The sequence below is a fragment of the Rhizobium sp. FKL33 genome (assembly GCF_005222915.1).
In the GTDB taxonomy this organism is placed as follows: domain Bacteria; phylum Pseudomonadota; class Alphaproteobacteria; order Rhizobiales; family Rhizobiaceae; genus Rhizobium_E.
This window is the reverse complement of the sequence record NZ_STFX01000013.1, coordinates 1-16,099: the sequence shown is the minus strand read 5'-3', so window position 1 is coordinate 16,099 and position 16,099 is coordinate 1. Positions and strand designations below refer to the sequence as shown.

The 16,099-nt window shown below is 61.5% G+C and carries 14 protein-coding genes, 3 pseudogenes and 1 other annotated feature; of the genes and pseudogenes, 10 read left to right on the top strand and 7 right to left on the bottom strand.

Features of this window, described 5'->3' with window-relative positions; all coding sequences use genetic code 11:
• The 3 genes and pseudogenes from E8Q41_RS25845 to E8Q41_RS08825 all read left to right on the top strand — a co-directional run.
• Positions 1-224, top strand: a 224-nt coding sequence (locus tag E8Q41_RS25845; protein WP_246660135.1) for a hypothetical protein, incomplete at its 5' end; no start/stop codon positions are given.
• 47 nt (positions 225-271) lie between these two features.
• Positions 272-1,543, top strand: a pseudogene (locus tag E8Q41_RS08830) (IS3 family transposase).
• Positions 556-712 (top strand) — a sequence feature (AL1L pseudoknot). It overlaps the preceding pseudogene by 157 nt.
• Positions 1,544-1,624: 81 nt before the next feature.
• On the top strand, positions 1,625-2,461 hold the full coding sequence (locus E8Q41_RS08825) for an IS5 family transposase (RefSeq protein ID WP_137155168.1): 837 nt from the start codon (positions 1,625-1,627) through the stop codon (positions 2,459-2,461).
• Between the two features lie 48 nt (positions 2,462-2,509).
• On the opposite strand, the pseudogene E8Q41_RS08820 reads toward E8Q41_RS08825, so the two are convergent.
• Positions 2,510-2,689 (bottom strand): annotated as a pseudogene (locus E8Q41_RS08820) (IS5/IS1182 family transposase); the annotation flags it as partial.
• 133 nt (positions 2,690-2,822) lie between these two features.
• Here E8Q41_RS08820 and E8Q41_RS08815 point away from each other — a divergent pair.
• Both E8Q41_RS08815 and E8Q41_RS08810 read left to right on the top strand, forming a co-directional pair.
• Entirely contained in the window at positions 2,823-4,385 is a 1,563-nt protein-coding gene (locus E8Q41_RS08815) for a PLP-dependent aminotransferase family protein (RefSeq protein ID WP_137155167.1), read from the top strand.
• A 109-nt stretch (positions 4,386-4,494) separates the two neighbouring features.
• The gene (locus E8Q41_RS08810; RefSeq protein WP_137155166.1) at positions 4,495-5,877 is read left to right on the top strand and encodes an aminotransferase class III-fold pyridoxal phosphate-dependent enzyme; all 1,383 of its coding nucleotides are present in this window, start codon (positions 4,495-4,497) and stop codon (positions 5,875-5,877) included.
• A 98-nt stretch (positions 5,878-5,975) separates the two neighbouring features.
• Here the strand turns inward: E8Q41_RS08810 and E8Q41_RS08805 are convergent, their stop codons facing one another.
• A complete protein-coding gene (locus E8Q41_RS08805) occupies positions 5,976-6,731 on the bottom strand; it encodes an SDR family NAD(P)-dependent oxidoreductase (protein ID WP_137155165.1) in 756 nt (251 codons plus the stop codon).
• A gap of 19 nt (positions 6,732-6,750) precedes the next feature.
• Positions 6,751-7,491 (bottom strand): TSUP family transporter, encoded by a 741-nt coding sequence (locus E8Q41_RS08800; RefSeq protein WP_170976418.1) that lies wholly within the window; start codon positions 7,489-7,491, stop codon positions 6,751-6,753.
• A 407-nt stretch (positions 7,492-7,898) separates the two neighbouring features.
• Here E8Q41_RS08800 and E8Q41_RS08795 point away from each other — a divergent pair, with 407 nt between their 5' ends.
• The 5 genes from E8Q41_RS08795 (at position 7,899) to E8Q41_RS08775 (ending at position 13,008) form a co-directional block, all read left to right on the top strand.
• Positions 7,899-8,909, top strand: coding sequence for an agmatinase (locus tag E8Q41_RS08795; RefSeq protein ID WP_137155163.1), 1,011 nt, complete (start codon positions 7,899-7,901; stop codon positions 8,907-8,909).
• A 77-nt stretch (positions 8,910-8,986) separates the two neighbouring features.
• The gene (locus E8Q41_RS08790) at positions 8,987-10,117 is read left to right on the top strand and encodes an extracellular solute-binding protein (RefSeq protein WP_170976417.1); all 1,131 of its coding nucleotides are present in this window, start codon (positions 8,987-8,989) and stop codon (positions 10,115-10,117) included.
• A gap of 95 nt (positions 10,118-10,212) precedes the next feature.
• A complete protein-coding gene (locus E8Q41_RS08785) occupies positions 10,213-11,307 on the top strand; it encodes an ABC transporter ATP-binding protein (protein WP_137155161.1) in 1,095 nt (364 codons plus the stop codon).
• Positions 11,304-12,188 (top strand): ABC transporter permease, encoded by an 885-nt coding sequence (locus E8Q41_RS08780; protein ID WP_137155160.1) that lies wholly within the window; start codon positions 11,304-11,306, stop codon positions 12,186-12,188. Before E8Q41_RS08785 ends, E8Q41_RS08780 begins: the two co-directional genes overlap by 4 nt.
• A gap of 7 nt (positions 12,189-12,195) precedes the next feature.
• Positions 12,196-13,008, top strand: coding sequence for an ABC transporter permease (locus E8Q41_RS08775; protein ID WP_137155159.1), 813 nt, complete (start codon positions 12,196-12,198; stop codon positions 13,006-13,008).
• 152 nt (positions 13,009-13,160) lie between these two features.
• Here the strand turns inward: E8Q41_RS08775 and E8Q41_RS08770 are convergent.
• From E8Q41_RS08770 to E8Q41_RS08755, 4 genes and pseudogenes are all read right to left on the bottom strand, one after another.
• Positions 13,161-13,382 (bottom strand): annotated as a pseudogene (locus E8Q41_RS08770) (IS6 family transposase); the annotation flags it as partial.
• 104 nt (positions 13,383-13,486) lie between these two features.
• Positions 13,487-13,705, bottom strand: a complete 219-nt coding sequence (locus E8Q41_RS08765) for a hypothetical protein (protein ID WP_205910381.1) — start codon at positions 13,703-13,705, stop codon at positions 13,487-13,489.
• Positions 13,706-13,911: 206 nt separating this feature from the next.
• Positions 13,912-15,045: an MFS transporter gene (locus tag E8Q41_RS08760; RefSeq protein ID WP_170976416.1), complete on the bottom strand. Its 1,134-nt coding sequence runs from the start codon at positions 15,043-15,045 to the stop codon at positions 13,912-13,914.
• 34 nt (positions 15,046-15,079) lie between these two features.
• Positions 15,080-15,865: a DeoR/GlpR family DNA-binding transcription regulator gene (locus E8Q41_RS08755; protein WP_137155157.1), complete on the bottom strand. Its 786-nt coding sequence runs from the start codon at positions 15,863-15,865 to the stop codon at positions 15,080-15,082.
• Between the last annotated feature and the right edge of the window lie 234 nt (positions 15,866-16,099).

Here is a 16,099-nt window from a genome sequence, read left to right as displayed (position 1 = left end):
AATTTGCCCGAATGCGGGTGCTACCTGCCCCGATTGAACTGGAAAGGGTTTCATCACCTCGAATGTCCGAAGTTGCTGCCCAGCTGTCCCTGGTGGCAACGCTCGCCCTAAATCGGGCGTGCCTTGAGGAGAGAAGAACCGTGACCAGGGCCCACCACCATACCTGTCAATTTTCTGGCCTTTATAAAGGAAAATCTCAGAGGCTGCCTCAAAAAGAGGTGTGAACCGCCCAGGGTTTGCCGGAGACCCGAACTTGTGAGAAGTAGGGTCTATGACAAGCAAGACGACGAACAAATTCTCTCCTGAAGTCCGCGCCCGCGCTGTGCGCATGGTGACAGAGCACGAAGCCGAGCATCCGTCGCGATGGGCCGCCGTTTCCTCGATAGCGGCCAAGATCGGCTGCTCGGCGCACACGCTCAATGAGTGGGTGAAGAAGGCCGAGGTCGATAGCGGCAAGCGGGCAGGTTTGCCGAGGGATGTGGCCGAGAAGTTGAAGGCATTGGAGCGGGAGAGCCGCGAACTTCGTCAGGCCAATGAGATATTGCGCAAAGCGTCGGCGTATTTTGCGATGGCCCCTATCGGCGAATGCAAGCATTCGCCTGTCGGGTGAGAGGAAGCTCGACCGCCCACTGAAGCGATGATTTCTTTCATCGACGAACACCGTTCGGTGCTCGGGGTCGAGCCGATCTGCAGACTGCTGCCGATTGCCCCGTCCACCTATTATGATGTCGTTGCCAAACGCACGGACGTAGGCCGTCTGTCGTTCCGCGCCCGGCGTGACATGACCCTGAAGGTCGAGATACGCCGCGTGTTCAATGAGAACTTCCAGGTCTATGGCGTTCGGAAAGTGTGGCGGCAATTGCAGCGGGAAGGCTTCGATGTCGCCCGTTGCACCGTCGCACGGCTTATGAAGGCTATGGGGCTTCAGGGTATCATTCGCGGCAAGCCTGTCAAAACCACTGTCTCGGACAAGGCTGCTCCATGCCCGCTCGACCGCGTGAACCGCCAATTCAAAGCTCCAGCGCCGAACATGCTGTGGCTTTCCGACTTCACCTATGTGGCCACCTGGCAGGGTTTCGTCTACGTGGCTTTCGTGATCGACGCTTTCGCCCGCCGCATTGTCGGTTGGCGAGCAAGCCGGACGGCACATGCAGGGTTCGTTCTTGATGCCCTTGATCAGGCGCTTCATAACCGCCGGCCCGTCAAACGTGGCGGGCTCATCCACCATTCCGACAGGGGTGTTCAATACGTGTCGATCAAATATTCCGAACGGTTGGCGGAGGCCGGCATCGAGCCTTCCGTCGGAAGCGTCGGCGACAGTTATGACAATGCTCTCGCCGAAACGATCAACGGTCTTTACAAGGCCGAGGTCATCCATCGGCGAGGACCGTGGCGCAACTTCGAAGCTGTAGAATTCGCCACGCTCGAATGGGTCGATTGGTTCAACAATCGCCGCCTCCTAGAGCCCATCGGAAACATTCCGCCAGCAGAGGCTGAGCAACGATACTACGCCATGCTGGAAGAACCAGCCATGGCAGCATAACTTAGAGGCCGATTTAAAAGTAGTTGAGCGATAACAGCAGGTTGTGATTCCCTTTTGGTGCTGAATCAAGAGGAGTGTCTGATGACCTGGACTGCTACCGCTCGTCGTGAACATAACCGCGATACGCTTCGGTATCCAAGCGATTTGACAGACCGGGAATGGGCGCTGATTGAAGTGTTGATCCCGCCGCCGCGCAGTGGCGGCCGACCGAGGAAAACGGCCATGCGCTCGGTTGTGGAAGCAATCCTCTATATTGCATCGAGCGGTTGCCAATGGCGGATGTTGCCGGTTGATTTTCCACCGGTCTCGACGGTGCGAGGCTATTTCCACGCCTGGCGTGCGATTGGCCTTTGGGAGACGATCAATCAGCTTCTGGTGATGACCGCGCGTGAGATCGAGGGAAGAGAAGCTCAGCCCACGGCCGGTGTTATTGATAGCCAGAGCGTCAAAACCACGGAAAGCGGCGGCATTTCCGGTTATGATGCAGGCAAGAAGATTAAGGGCCGCAAACGCCATATCGTGACCGATACGCTTGGATTTCTGATCTTCGTGCTCATCCATGGAGCCGATGTGCAGGATAGGGATGGTGCGCCTGATGTGCTCAAGGCGATCCGCCGCCGCTTTCCGTGGTTGCGCCACATCTTCGCCGATGGCGGCTATGCAGGCGACAAGTTGAAGGCAGCCATGCGCGGGCACGGTCAATGGACGATCGAAATCATCAAGCGCTCCGACGTGGCCAAAGGCTTCGTCTTGCTGCCGCGCAGATGGGTGGTAGAACGCACATTCGCATGGCTCGGGCGCTGCCGACGTCTCGCCAAGGATTGGGAGAAATCGGTCCAAAGCGCAACAGCATGGGCCCAGATCGCATCAATCCGAATGTTAACCCGGCGCATCGCAAAATATTGGATCTACACGTGAACTTTCGAAACGGGCTCTAAGGTTTGTCGGCACATTTGACTGGGAGCAAGGCTGGCCACCACGCGTCTTGCGATGTGGGGCAGCCCAGCTCGCCAGCGCATCCGGCGTTATCCAAAGGGTCAAGCTGCCACGGCGGCGAAGGCCCGCCTCATACTCCGCCCAGTTCGCCAGTTTGAACCTCACTTTGCCGATGTGGCGGCGGCGGTCGGTGTTATGTTTATGTGGCATGCGGGATCAATCAAGCTGGTTTCGACCGCAATCGGATAAGCGGAAATCGTTGAATTATAATTCATGCACCAACGCTTATCAAAAGCGCACGGTGCTCGCCTCAGTCTGGCCCGCTTCTTGCTTCGCCTGGCCCATGAGACTCTCCAAGCAAAATCTCCGGCTGCAGCCGGACCTGACCTGGCGGCGGCTGTTTGGCGGGATCGATCACGAAGGGCAGGCGTTGACTCTTCAGGTGCGCCGCATGATCGTGCGGGCGGTGGAGACAGGTGTGCTGGGCGCCCATGCCCGGCTGCCATCCAGCCGGCAGCTGGCTGCCGATCTCGGCATCGGCCGCAACACGGTGACGGCGGCCTACCAGCAGCTGATCTACGAGGGCGTGCTGGTGTCGCGCGAGCGCAGCGGTATCTTTGCTGCCGCATCGGCCGACCGGCTGGCGCCCGCTCCGGCGGCGTCTGCCGAATCCGCCCCGGACTGGTCATCGCGCTTTGCCATGCAACCATCGCGGCTGCCGCAGATCTGCAAGCCGCGAGACTGGCGCGCCCATCCCTATCCCTTCCTGTTCGGCCAGTATGATCCGGGTCTGTTTCCCACCAATGACTGGCGCGAGGCGGTGCGGGCAACCTCGAGCGTCCAGGAGATCCAGGTCTGGGCCAGCGACATGATCGACGACGATGATCCCGACCTGTCGGAACAGCTGCGCCTGCAGGTGCTGCCGCGTCGCGGCATCATCGCGGCCCGCGGCGAGATTATCGTCACCATCGGCTCGCAGCAGGCGCTGTCGATGCTGGTGCAATTGCTGGTCGGCCGCGACACACCGGTCGGGCTCGAGGATCCCGGCTATCCGGATCTGCGCAACATGGTGCAGCTGGCGACACGCAAACCGGTGTTCCTGGCCAGCGACCACCAGGGCGTGCTTCCGGACGAGCGGTTCGCCCGCAGCAGGGTGGCCTTCCTGACGGCAGGGCATCAATGCCCGACCACCACGGTCATGCCGTTGGAGCGGCGGCAGGCGCTGCTCGACGCGGCGATGCTGCACGACGTGCTGATCGTCGAAGACGACTACGATGCCGATCTCTCGATCGAGGCCGACAGCGCCATCGCGTCGCTGAAGAGCCTCGATTCCGCCAGCCGCGTGATCTATGTCGGCAGCTTTTCCAAGGTGCTGGCGCCCGGCCTGCGGATCGGCTACGTGGTCGCCCCCAAACCGGTGATCGACGAATTGCGGGTGTTGCGGCGGCTGATGCTGCGGCACCCGCCGACCAACAATCAGCGGACGCTCGCCACCTTCATCGCACTTGGTCATCATCGCCAACATCTGGCCCGGGCCGGAAAGGCGATGCTCGAGCGGGCCCAGCTGATCGAAAGGCTGTTACCGGTGGCGATGCCGTCCTGCCGGTTTTCGCGTGGCGCCGGGTCGACGAGCTTGTGGATCGAGGGGCCGCCGGAACTCGACAGCCGGCTGCTGGTGGAGATGGCGCGGGCGCAGGGCATCCTGATCGAGGCCGGCGACATCTTCTTTTCCAACCCGGCGCTGGGACGGCGCTTCTTCCGCCTGGGATTCAGCTCGATCGCTACCCATCGCATCGAGCCCGGGCTGATGCTGCTCGGCGCCGTCGTCGAGGATTGCTGCCGCCGCGGGCGGGTCTTTCGCCCGATGGCCGAGAAGGCTGAAAGCCCGCCGCCGTCGGGAGCCTGACAGGTGCAGGACCAGACGGGATTTTCCACGGATCCAGGCAGCGAGGCGCCTCCCGCAACGCGCCCGTCATGCTAGGGTGAGCGCACATCCAGACACACGGAGACCTGCCATGAACATCGCCGCCCAACCCAATGACATCCGCGACGTCATCGAGGCCGACCGCGCCCATGTCTGGCATCATCTCAGCCAGCACAAGGGCTACGAGACCGTCGATCCGCGCATCTTCGTGGAAGGCCGCGGCATGCGTGTCTGGGATGCCGCCGGCAAGGAGTATCTCGACGCGCTGTCAGGCGGCGTCTGGACCGTCAATGTCGGCTTCGGTCGCGAAAGCATTGCCGATGCGGTGCGCGACCAACTGATCAAGCTCAACTACTTCGCCAATTCGGCCGGCTCGATTGCCGGGGCGAAATTCGCGGAAAAACTGATCTCGAAAATGCCTGGCCTGAGTCGCGTCTACTATTCCAATTCCGGTTCGGAGGCCAATGAGAAGGTCTTCAAGATGGTGCGGCAGATCTCCTATCGCCACCATGCCGGCAAGAAATACAAGATCCTCTACCGCGAGCGCGACTATCACGGCACAACGCTCGGGACGCTGGCGGCGGCCGGCCAGCCGCAGCGCCGCGAACAGTATGGCCCCCTGCCCGAGGGTTTCGTCGAAGTGCCGCACTGCCTGGAATATCGCAGCCAGTACGGCGCCATCGACAATTACGGCGAGCGTGCCGCACAGGCCATCGAGGAGGTGATCCTGCGCGAAGGTCCCGACACGATCGGCCTGCTGTGCCTGGAGCCGATCACCGCCGGTGGCGGCGTCATCGTGCCGCCACCGGGCTATTGGGAGAAGGTGCAGGAGATCTGCAAGCGCTACAATATCCTACTGCATATCGACGAGGTCGTCTGCGGCGTCGGCCGCACCGGCCAGTGGTTCGGGTATCAGAACTTCGGCGTGCAGCCGGATTTCGTCACCATGGCCAAGGGCGTGGCTTCCGGCTATGCGGCGATCTCGTGCACGGTGACGACGGAGGCGATCTTCGAGCAATTCAAGGACGACGCCAACGATCCGATGTCCTATTTCCGCGACATCTCCACCTTCGGCGGCTGCGTAGCCGGCCCGGCCGCGGCGCTCGAGAACATGCGTATCATCGAGGACGAGAACCTTCTCGACAACACGCTTGTCATGGGAAAGCGGCTGGTTGCCAACCTCAACGCCTTGATGGAGCGCCACAAGGTTATCGGCGACGTGCGTGGCGCCGGCCTGTTCTGCGGCGCCGAACTGGTCGCCGACCGGACGAGCAAGGAACCGGCGCCGGAAAAGCTGGTGCAGGCGGTGATTGCCGATTGCTATGCGCAGGGGGTGATCATCGGCGCCACCAACCGCTCGCTGCCCGGCTTCAACAACACGCTCTGCCTCAGCCCGGCGCTGATCGCCCGGGAGGCCGATATCGACGCGATTACCGATGCGATCGACAAGGCGCTGACCAAGGTGTTCGGGTAGCGCCATCATATCTGCATTGTCCCCACGCCCCCCTCTGTCAGCTTCGCGACAGAGGGGGGAGGCGATGTCGGGAGGGCAGCCGATCTCCGGCCTGGTCCTCACCCCTCGCGATAAATCTGGAACGGCGCCCAGGACTGGCTGACCGGCATGATCTCGATGCTGTTGATGTTGACATGGGCAGGTAGCGACGCCACCCAATGCACCGTCTCGGCGATGTCTTCGGGTTGCAGCGGATGAGCGCCGGCATAGAGCCTGTCATATGCCGCCTGGTCGCCGCCGGTGCGCACCAAGGTGAATTCGCTTTCCGACAGGCCCGGCTCGATGGAGGTGACGCGCACGCCCTTACCGGACAGATCGCTCCTCAGTCCGAGCGAGAATTGCCGGACAAAGGCCTTGGTGCCGGCATAGACATTGCCCCCCGGATAGGGCCAGCTGGAGGCGATCGAGGCAAGGTTGACCACCAGGCCACGCCGGGCGATCAGCGTCTCGAGCAGCAACCTCGTGATCGTCACCAGGCCGGTGATGTTGGTGTCGATCATCGTTCGCCATTGCGCCAGGTCGCAGTCCTGGGCAGGGCCATTGCCGAGCGCCAGGCCGGCATTGTTGACGAGCAGGTCGATGGCGGCAAAGCGCTCCGGCAGTTCGACGAGTGCGGCGCGCGCGGCCTGTTCGTCACGGATGTCGAAGCACAGTGGGAAGGCGCGGTCAGGGCCGCCGAGTTCGGCCACCAGCGTATCCAGCCGCTCCTTGCGACGTCCGGTCAGCACAACATTCCAGCCTTCGGCGACTAGACGCTGGGCAATGGCCTTGCCAAAGCCTGACGTGGCGCCGGTAACGATCGCGATTTTGGACATGGTGGACCTCTCCGAAGAACTAGACGAAAATTAGGGCATAGAGCGTCTGGATGAAACCGACAGCGGCGATGATCACCAGTCCGATAGCCGAGACGCGGGCCCAGACCTCCGGTGGCAGCCGGTGCGACAGGAAATAGCCGAGCCCGAAGCCCGCCAGCGTCAGCGGACTATAGAGCAGCAGCAGATGCGGCAGGTCGCCGCCGAGACCGCCGAGATAGGCGCGGCTTGCCAGCGTGAACAGGTCGATGACGCCGAAGAAAACCGCCAGCGTGCCGCGCATCGTTTCGCGCCGCGTGCCGCCGGCGAGCAGCCATGCGGCGATCAATGGCCCGCCGACAGCAAAAGCCGACAGCAGCACGCCGACCACGAAACCGATGACAAGGCCCAGCATCCAGTTGGCCAGCCAGGCAGGCGGTTGATGGACCAACGCCGTGCAGGCCGCCAGCACGATGGTGGCCGACACCAGCAACCGCGCCAGATCGTCCGCCAAATATGGCACCAGTAAACTGCCGCACAGGGCGCCGCACAATCCGGCCAGCAGCAGCAGCCGCGTCACCGGCCAGTCGATTGGACTGCGGCCTCTGTCGACGACCGTGAACCCTGTCAGCATCAGGTCGTTGATCAGGATGAACGGCACCATGGCTGTGGGCGAGAAGCTGCCGGCAAAGCCGAGTGCTGCCACCAGCGCATAACCAAAGCCGGTCATGCCGCGAAAGGCGGCAGCGCCTGTGGTGACAAGAGCGATGATGACGGCGTCCATCCGATTTTCTCCGATATGCCGGTCGACGGGCACTCCACTCATAGTCAGGCGCCGTCGTGTCAGACAGGTCCAGAATCCGGCGAACGGGGGTCCAGAGCATCCAGCGGTCAGCTATCCTGTCTATGGCGCCCTTCGCCCCTTGCCGGCCGTTGATTTCCGGCCATTTACCGGGCGTTTTTATTGCGGCGCGCAGATTCTCCGCAGCAAATCTGTGATATATTTTTGGGCAATATGACTAACAAAAATGCACAGTAAGACCTTTATATAAGCAATAATCCGAAGGTTGGCAATCTAACTAAATTCTAATCTTAACGTCGAGGCATTTTGCCAAATATATCATTGTCAGTCCTTCCGTTCATGGCTAGCTTGTCTGTAACAACAGCGGGAAAATCCGCGAGGGGAACGGAATGGCCAACAACGATTTTCACCCGATTTCAGGGGTGGATCTGCCGCGATTTGCAGGCATAGCGACATTCATGCGCCTACCGCATATCGCGCTCGACAATCCGCGCCTGTCCGAAGTGGAGATCGGCATAATCGGTGTGCCATGGGACGGCGGAACCACCAACCGCCCCGGCCCGCGCCATGCACCTCGCCAGTTGCGCGACCAATCGACGATGGTCCGCTTCCAGAACGGCGCGACAAGAGTGCGCCCCTATGACCTGGCCCGCTGCGCCGATCTCGGCGATGTCGGTCCCAATCCCGCGGACGTGGCCGATTCCATGCGCCGGATCACCGACTTCTACCAGCAGGTGCGGGCCTCCGGCATCGTGCCGCTGACGGCCGGCGGCGACCATCTCTGCAGCTTGCCGATCCTCAGAGCACTGGCCAGCGAGCGGCCGCTGGGCATGGTGCATTTCGACAGCCACACCGATCTCTTCCACTCCTATTTCGGCGGTTTCAAATACACTCACGGCACGCCGTTCCGGCGGGCGGTCGAGGAAGGCCTGCTCGATCCAAAGCGCGTCTGCATGATCGGCATAAGGGGCCCTGCCTATGATTTCGAGGATCGCGACTTTGCCGATGCGGTCGGCATCAGGGTGATCCCGATCGAAGAGTTCCATAAGCGCGGCGTCGACGATGTGATGGAAGAGGCCCGCGCCATCGCCGGCACCGGCGAGACCTATTGCAGCTATGACATCGATTTCATCGACCCGGCTTTCGCGCCCGGCACAGGTACGCCCGAAGTCGGCGGCCCCAACAGCTACCAGGCGCTGCAGGTCGTGCGCGGCCTGCGCGGGCTGAATCTGGTCGGCGCCGATGTTGTGGAAGTGTCGCCACCGCTCGATCCGGCAGGCGCCACCGCCTTTCTCGGCGCCACCGTGCTGTTCGAGCTGCTCTGCGTGCTGGCGGAATGCGTCTCCGGCGGCAAGCAAGCCGTGGGCATGGCGGCAAGCGTACGCCAATCCAATTCGTAACATCCAGATCACAACAGCAAGACCGGGGACACCGGCGGGAACATCACACAAACTTTATCTCTAACCGGGAGACTGCCATGACCATTCTCGACAAGGTGCTGACGCGCCGCACGATCCTCAAAAGCACGGCCATCGGCGCAGGCGCGCTTGCCGCCCCCGCCTTCCTTTCCTCCGGCGCGCTGGCTTCGTCCGGCGAAGTCAACTTCACCGGCTGGGCCGGCTATCCCGGCATGGCCGAGAAGGTCTTCCCGGCCTTCACCAAGGCCACCGGCATCAAGGTCAACTTCACCGAGCAACCTGACCAGGACACGATGTTTGCCCAGGCCAAGATCTCGCTGGAAACCGGCGCCTCCGATGTCGTCGAGCCGACGCTGGACCGCGTCTCCGCCTGGGCCTCCAACGGCCTGCTGCAAGGCTGGGACGTCAGCAAGCTGGCGATCGACAACTATGCGCCGGGCCTGGCCGACGGTTCGGCCGGCGAGCGCGCCACGATCGAAGGCAAGAAGCTGTTCGTCCCCTCGGTCTGGGGCACCGAAGCGCTGGTCTACAACAAGGAAGGCTTCCCCACCGAATACGGCAAGGCCAGCCTCGGCGACCTGTTCGACCCGAAGAATCAGGTGACCGTGCGCGGCCATTCGGCGATCGCCGCCATGGGCCGATTCCTCGACAGCCAGGGCAAGCTGCCCAAGCCGTGGATCGACGGCTACAAGGACGAGAAGACCATGGTCGAGCTGTGGGACATCGCGCTGGCCGAGGCGATCAAGGCCAAGACCAATGTCGTGCAGTTCTGGAGCGGTGAGAACGAAGCCCAGGCGGCCTTCCGCAGCAACGGCGCCGTCCTCGGCCTGTGCTGGGATTCCACCGGCTTCAACCTGGTGAAGGAAGGCTATGCCTATGTCGCACCCAAGGAAGGCGCGTTTGCATGGAACCAGGGCCTGGTGCTGCTGAAGAGCGCCAGGAATGTCGAGCAGGCGCATGAATTTGCCAAATGGGTGTCGACCGCCGAAGGCTCTGCCCTGTGGGCAACGGCGTTTTCCTCTAACCCGGTCGGCAAGGGCGGCATCGATCTGATGGATCCGGCGGTGCTGGAATTCTATAAGGCAAGCTTCCCGGGCGATGCGATCAGCAAGCTCTACTGGTGGCCCGACCAGGCCGCCTGGTTCCTCTCCAAGCGCGGCGAATATGCCGACAAGTACAAGGCAGCCTAAAACACTGTTGCCGGTCGCCGGGATCTTCCCGGCGACCGTTCCGACCACAATCAAAAGAAATGACCCGCTGAGGTCACAGGGGAAAAGCTCCGGCAATGAGCGCCAGTGTCGAATTACAGGATGTATGTGCGGATTTCGGCAAATTCCGCGCCGTGGACAACGTATCGCTCAAAATTGAGGCGGGTGAATTTTTCTCGTTTCTCGGCCCCTCCGGCTGCGGCAAGACGACGATCCTGCGCATGGTCTCCGGCTTCGTGTCTCCAAGCAGCGGCGTGATCCGCATCGGCGGCAAGGACATGAAAGACCAGCGGCCCAACCAGCGGCCGACGGCGCTGATCTTCCAGAACCTGGCGCTGTTTCCGCTGATGCCGGTCTGGGAAAACATCGCCTTCGGACTGGAGGCGCGCGGTGTCGACAAGAAGATCCGCCGGAGCCGCGCCGAGGAACTGCTGGCGCTGGTCGATCTGCCCAATGCCGCAGACAAGGCCGTCAGCCACCTGTCGGGCGGCCAGAAACAGCGCGTCGCCATTGCCCGGGCACTGGCCGTCGAGCCCTCGGTGATGCTGCTCGATGAACCGCTGTCGGCGCTCGACCTGAAACTGCGCCAGCACATGCGCGCCGAACTGCGCGCCATCCAGAAGCGCACCAATGTCACCTTCATCTACATCACCCATGACCAGGGCGAAGCGCTGGCGATGTCGGACCGCGTCGGCGTCATGTCGCATGGCAAGCTGCAGCAGGTGGCCAGGCCGCGCGAGATCTACGATCGTCCAGCCAACGGTTTCGTGGCCTCCTTCGTCGGCGAAAGCAACATCTTCAAGGGCGAACTGGTGACGGTCAATGCCGGCCAGGGCAGCTTCAAGACAGACACCGGCATCTTCACAGCGCGGCTCGGGCCCAATCTCGATGCCAGCGCCAAGCTCTATGTCCGGCCCGAGCACGTCACCCTGACCAACGCGCCGGCTGAAGCCAATGCGGTCTCCGTCGAGGTTACCGACATCGCCTTCGAAGGCAATTTCATCTCCATCCTCACCCGCGATGGCTCCGGCCGCACCATCGTCTCGGAAATGCGCAACGAGGGCCAGGGACTGGAAATCGAGCGCGGCGCCAAGCTGTTTGCCGCGTTCGATGCCGATCGGGCGGTGATTCTGTCGGATGAAATTCCGGCTAGCCTGGGGCAAGCGACATGAAGGACCTGGTCAACCGCTATGGCATGGTGCTGACGGTGCTGATCTGCCTGCTGACCACGTTCTGGCTGCTGGCGCTGGTCATCCTGCCAAATTTCTACTTGTTCGAGAATTCCTTCCGTCTCTACCTGCCCGTCCAGGAGATGGGCGGGCCGAAGGATGTCTACACGCTGAAGAACTACCTGACCTTCTTCCAAAGTCCGATCCACATCACCGTATTCGTGTCGACGGTGCTTTACTCGTCCTTCGTTACGGTGCTGTGTTTCCTGATCGCCTATCCGCTGGCCTTCTTCCTCTCGAAGAAGGCATCGCCCAGGAGCCTGCCGACCATCTTCCTGCTGTTGACGGTGCCGCTGTGGGTCAGCGAGATCATGCGCTCGTTTGCATGGTTCATCATCCTGTCGCTCAAGGGACCGCTCAACTACCTGCTGATCAATCTCGACCTGATCGAGAAGCCGATCCGCTGGATGAGCGGATTTCGCAGCATCATCATCGGCCTGGTCTATACCTATGTGCTGTTTATGCTGTTTCCGGTCTACAACGCCATCCAGTCTCTCGACACCAACCAGATCGAGGCAGCCGAGGATCTCGGCGCACCCTGGTGGCGGACTCATTGGCGGGTGATCCTGCCGCATGCCAAACCCGGCATCGCCTCGGGGTCGGTGATGGTGTTCATGCTGTCGGCCGGCTCGATCCTTGTGCCCACCCTGCTGGCGTCGACCAATTCGCGCTGGTTCACCGAGATCATCCAGCAATGGATGTTTGAGTCGCTCGACTGGAACACCGGCTCTGCCTATGCCTTCCTGCTGCTGATCCTGTGCACCGTGTTCGTAACGCTCGTGATGCGGCTGTTCCGCGTCAAGCTCTCCGACATCGCCAAGTGAGGTGACCATGAATCGCAAGTCAGACTGGCTCTTCCGAGTCTACCTCTATCTCTTCCTCGCCTATCTCCTGGCGCCGCTGATCGTCATGGGCGGCGCTGCCTTCAACGATTCGCGCTTTCCCTCCGTGTATCCCTGGGCAGGCTTCACCTGGACCTGGTTCGTGGAACTGTGGAACGACACGCGGCTGCTGAATTCGTTCGGCAACACGCTGATCGTGGCGCTGGCCGTCGTCGCGCTGTCGGTGCCGATTGGCGCTGCCGCCGCCATCCTGATCAACAGCCTGGCCGGCACTGTCCGCAACGCGCTCTACGGGCTGATGGTGGCGCCGATCCTGACGCCGGGGGCGGTGATCGGCATCTCCACGCTGCTGTTCTGGAACACGCTGTCGGTGCCGGCCGGCTTGCATCTGTCGGTGCTCGGCCAGGTCTCCTATATCGCCGCCTTCGTGATGCTCTTGGTGCTGGCGCGGCTGCAGAGCTTCGACCGGTCCTTCGAGGAAGCCGCGCTTGATCTCGGCGCCAGCCATGCCATGGTGATGCGGCGCATCCTGCTGCCGCATCTCTACCCGGCGATCGGCGCGGGGGCGGCCATCGCCTTCTTCCAGTCGATCGAGAATTTCAACGTGACGCTGTTTACCCGCGGCCCCCATGACACGATGACGGTCTATGTGTTCTCCAAGGTGCGCAGCGGCATCACCCCGACCATCAATGCCTTGGCCGTGATCCTGATCGCCGCCACGCTTCTGGGGGTGCTTGCGGTGGAGATTCGCCGGCGCCAGGCCGAGAGGCGACTGGCGGAGCTGTCCGGGCATGCCGTCTAACTGTCTGGTCCGGGCGATGGATGGATCGGGCTTGGCGTTGGTGCTTGAATTGTAATTCGACGATTTCTGCTTGTCAGATTGCGGTCGAAACCAGCTTGATGGCACCGTAAAGTTAAAGGGCTGCGGCCAAGATTGGTAAGCGCCGTTTTCTCTCACGCAGCTTGCAGTCGCGCGACCTCACTCCACATTTGCATGGCTGCGGTTCTCAGTTCACGGTGATGGTGGGACGGGATATCGTGGCGTGGAATGTGGAAGAGATTGGCGACCGGATCATGAATGGAGACGAAACGCTGGAGATGTCGAGCTGACTTGAAGCCCTTCATGATGCGCTCTCGCCGTCGTGTCGGCTGATGTGAATTCTCCGCCCGGTTATTAAATTTCGGCGCGGTCTTTGACCCACTATAGGCGTCGAACGGTGACCCCAGTCGTTCTAAAGAAAAACAAAGTCACTCAGCATGTTAGTCTGCAACAACTGGGGTCATTCTTCCGCGCCGAAAGGGGTCAAAGTTCCACGCTTAATCACAGCAAGCAGTTGATAGAACCTTGTTGCCTTGAGACCCAGCTGCCTGCACGCGGCAAATCTCTCCGGGCCGGTCAGTTTCTTTTCGAATGCGATGGGCCGGATGACAGCTTCGCGGTCCACGGCCTTTTGCCAGGCCGTCGCGCTGATGAGCATCCTGTCCGGTGTCTGCGCCATTGAGACCTCCTGACCGAGCTATCGGCTTGGCCACGATCAATTACTGCAGACTGCAGACTGCAGACTGCAGGATGCTCGCGAACCATGACAGTTGGAAGACAATGCGATTTGAAGGAACAGTCTGCTAAAAGAAGGTACCAGCCAAACGGGTCATTGGCCGTCGCAAAACTCTGTCGCGAAACTTTAATTTTTGCGACAAAGATCTATCATCCCCCGGTATTGACCCGCCCGCCGGTCACACGAGCGGCAGAGCCAGCAATGAGGACAGCGGCCAGAAGCAGAATAACGAGGGCCGCGCGCAGGCCGATGTGGTCGGCGGCAAAGCCGATCACCGGTGGCCCAAGCAGGAAGCCAGCATAGCCCACCGTCGCCGTCATCGCGATTGCAGCGCTCGGCGCAACTGTCTCGGATCGGGCAGCGGCTGAAAACAGAAGCGGGACGATATTGGACGCGCCAATTCCAACGAGAGCGAAACCGATTATCGTCGAGGCAGAATTGACCGGCCCCAGGGCCGCGACGAAGCCGAGAGCCGCGGTCGTTCCTCCAAGCCGAAGCACAATGCGCTCGCCCCATCGGTGGACGGCCCAGTCCCCAAATACGCGACCGATGATCATCGCCACGGAAAACGCGGCATAGCCAGCCGCAGCGCCTGCTGTGGAGACACCAACGACGGTTGTCATATAGACGCCCGACCAGTCCGCCATTCCGCCCTCCATCAGTAAGGCAAGGAAGCACAGGCAACCGATGCCGAGCAGAGCGCGGTTGGGGAGAGCAAAGGTGGAGGCCGGGTTGCCATCACTTCCTTCGACCGCCGCTCCGCGCACCAGGAGTGCGGCGAGCCCGATCAGCGGCAGAGCGATCGCCGTCATCGATAAGAGCCCCGTCCGGACGTCGAAGCCATGCGCAAACAACATCCCCATCGCCACCGACCCGACAAGGCCGCCGACGCTGAAGGTGGCGTGAAACGAGGACATGATCGCCGAGCCCCAGCTGCGTTGGACAGCGGCGGCATAGGTGTTCATCGCCACATCGAGAAAGCCTTTGCCCATGCCGAAAACAAAGGCTGTGGCGATCAGGATCGGCAGAGACAGAGCATAGCCCGGAAAAGCCATTGCGAGCGCAAAGGCTATCGCAAGGAACATCGTTGTCTTTTGACTGCCCAGCCGCGCGACCAGCAGGCTGGCGGCCGGCATGCCGACAATGCCGCCGCCTGAGAAGGCAAGCAGGCACAGGGAAAGTGCTGAATCGGAAAGGTGAAGCGACTGGCGAAGGGCGGGAATGCAGGCCGCCCAGGCCCCTATGCCCAATCCGTTGATCAGGAAAATGGCCGTGGTCGCCACCCTCGGGCCGACCGGGCGCTGAACGATCAGGGTGTCAGCCATTGCGAGCCTCCTCTGCGATGTGAATGGCGACACCCGCCTTCGCGAAAGCCTCCACGCCCGCAGGATCTGCTCCCGCCTCGACAACGAGATGGGTGATGCTGGCGATCGGGGCTGCGCCGAACGGGGCGCGCGTTTCCATCTTGTCCGTGGTCGTCACCGCGACCACGGCGGCGCTGGCCTGCATCATCGCCTCCTTCAGAAAAGCGTCTTCCTGATCGAAAGCGGTAATGCCATCGGCGACTGAGACGGCGCATATGCCCGGGAAACAGAGGGTCACCTTCAGGCGGCGGAGTTCATCGAGCGCGCGGGCGCCGAGCGTGCCGCCGGTTCTGTGGTCGAGGCGTCCGCCAATCACCATCACATCCACGCCGTTTCGGCCCAGCAGCAGATTGGCGACTGCAGGCGCATTGGTGATGACGGTCAATGACTGCCCCTCCGGCAATGCTCTGGCGATCGCGGTGTTGGTCGATCCAGCGTCGATCAGAAGAGTGTCCCCCGGCTGCACGATCTTGACGGCGGCGCGCGCCAGCGCAGCCTTTCGAGCCTGCCCCTGACCGTCGCGCGCCTGCAGGGAGGCCGACGCCCTGATGATCGGCAAAGCGCCGCCATAAACACGCTGGCAGCGACCGGCTTTTGCCAATTCCCGAAGGTCGCGTCGAATGGTGTCTTCGGTCGCTCCCAGCTCGCGCGCCAGCGTCGATGCGAGCACGCGTCCATCTTCTTCGAGCCGCTTTAGGATCAATTCGTGCCGCTCTTGCGGGATTGCCGACATGTTCATGAAAACAGTTCCTCCTCAAAACACGGAGAAAGCTACACAAACATGGATAAACGCGCAATCCCATTCGCTACGCTGACCACTCGCTCTTCGCCTAGGACGATTAAGTCGGATGAGAAGGACATCAAAGGAAAATTGTTTTCGCAAATCTCCCACAGACCGTCCTAAAACGCTACGGGGTTGGCGGATCATCATTCGGTAAACTCTAACCGGAGGGCTGTATTGTTCTTTGCGGCT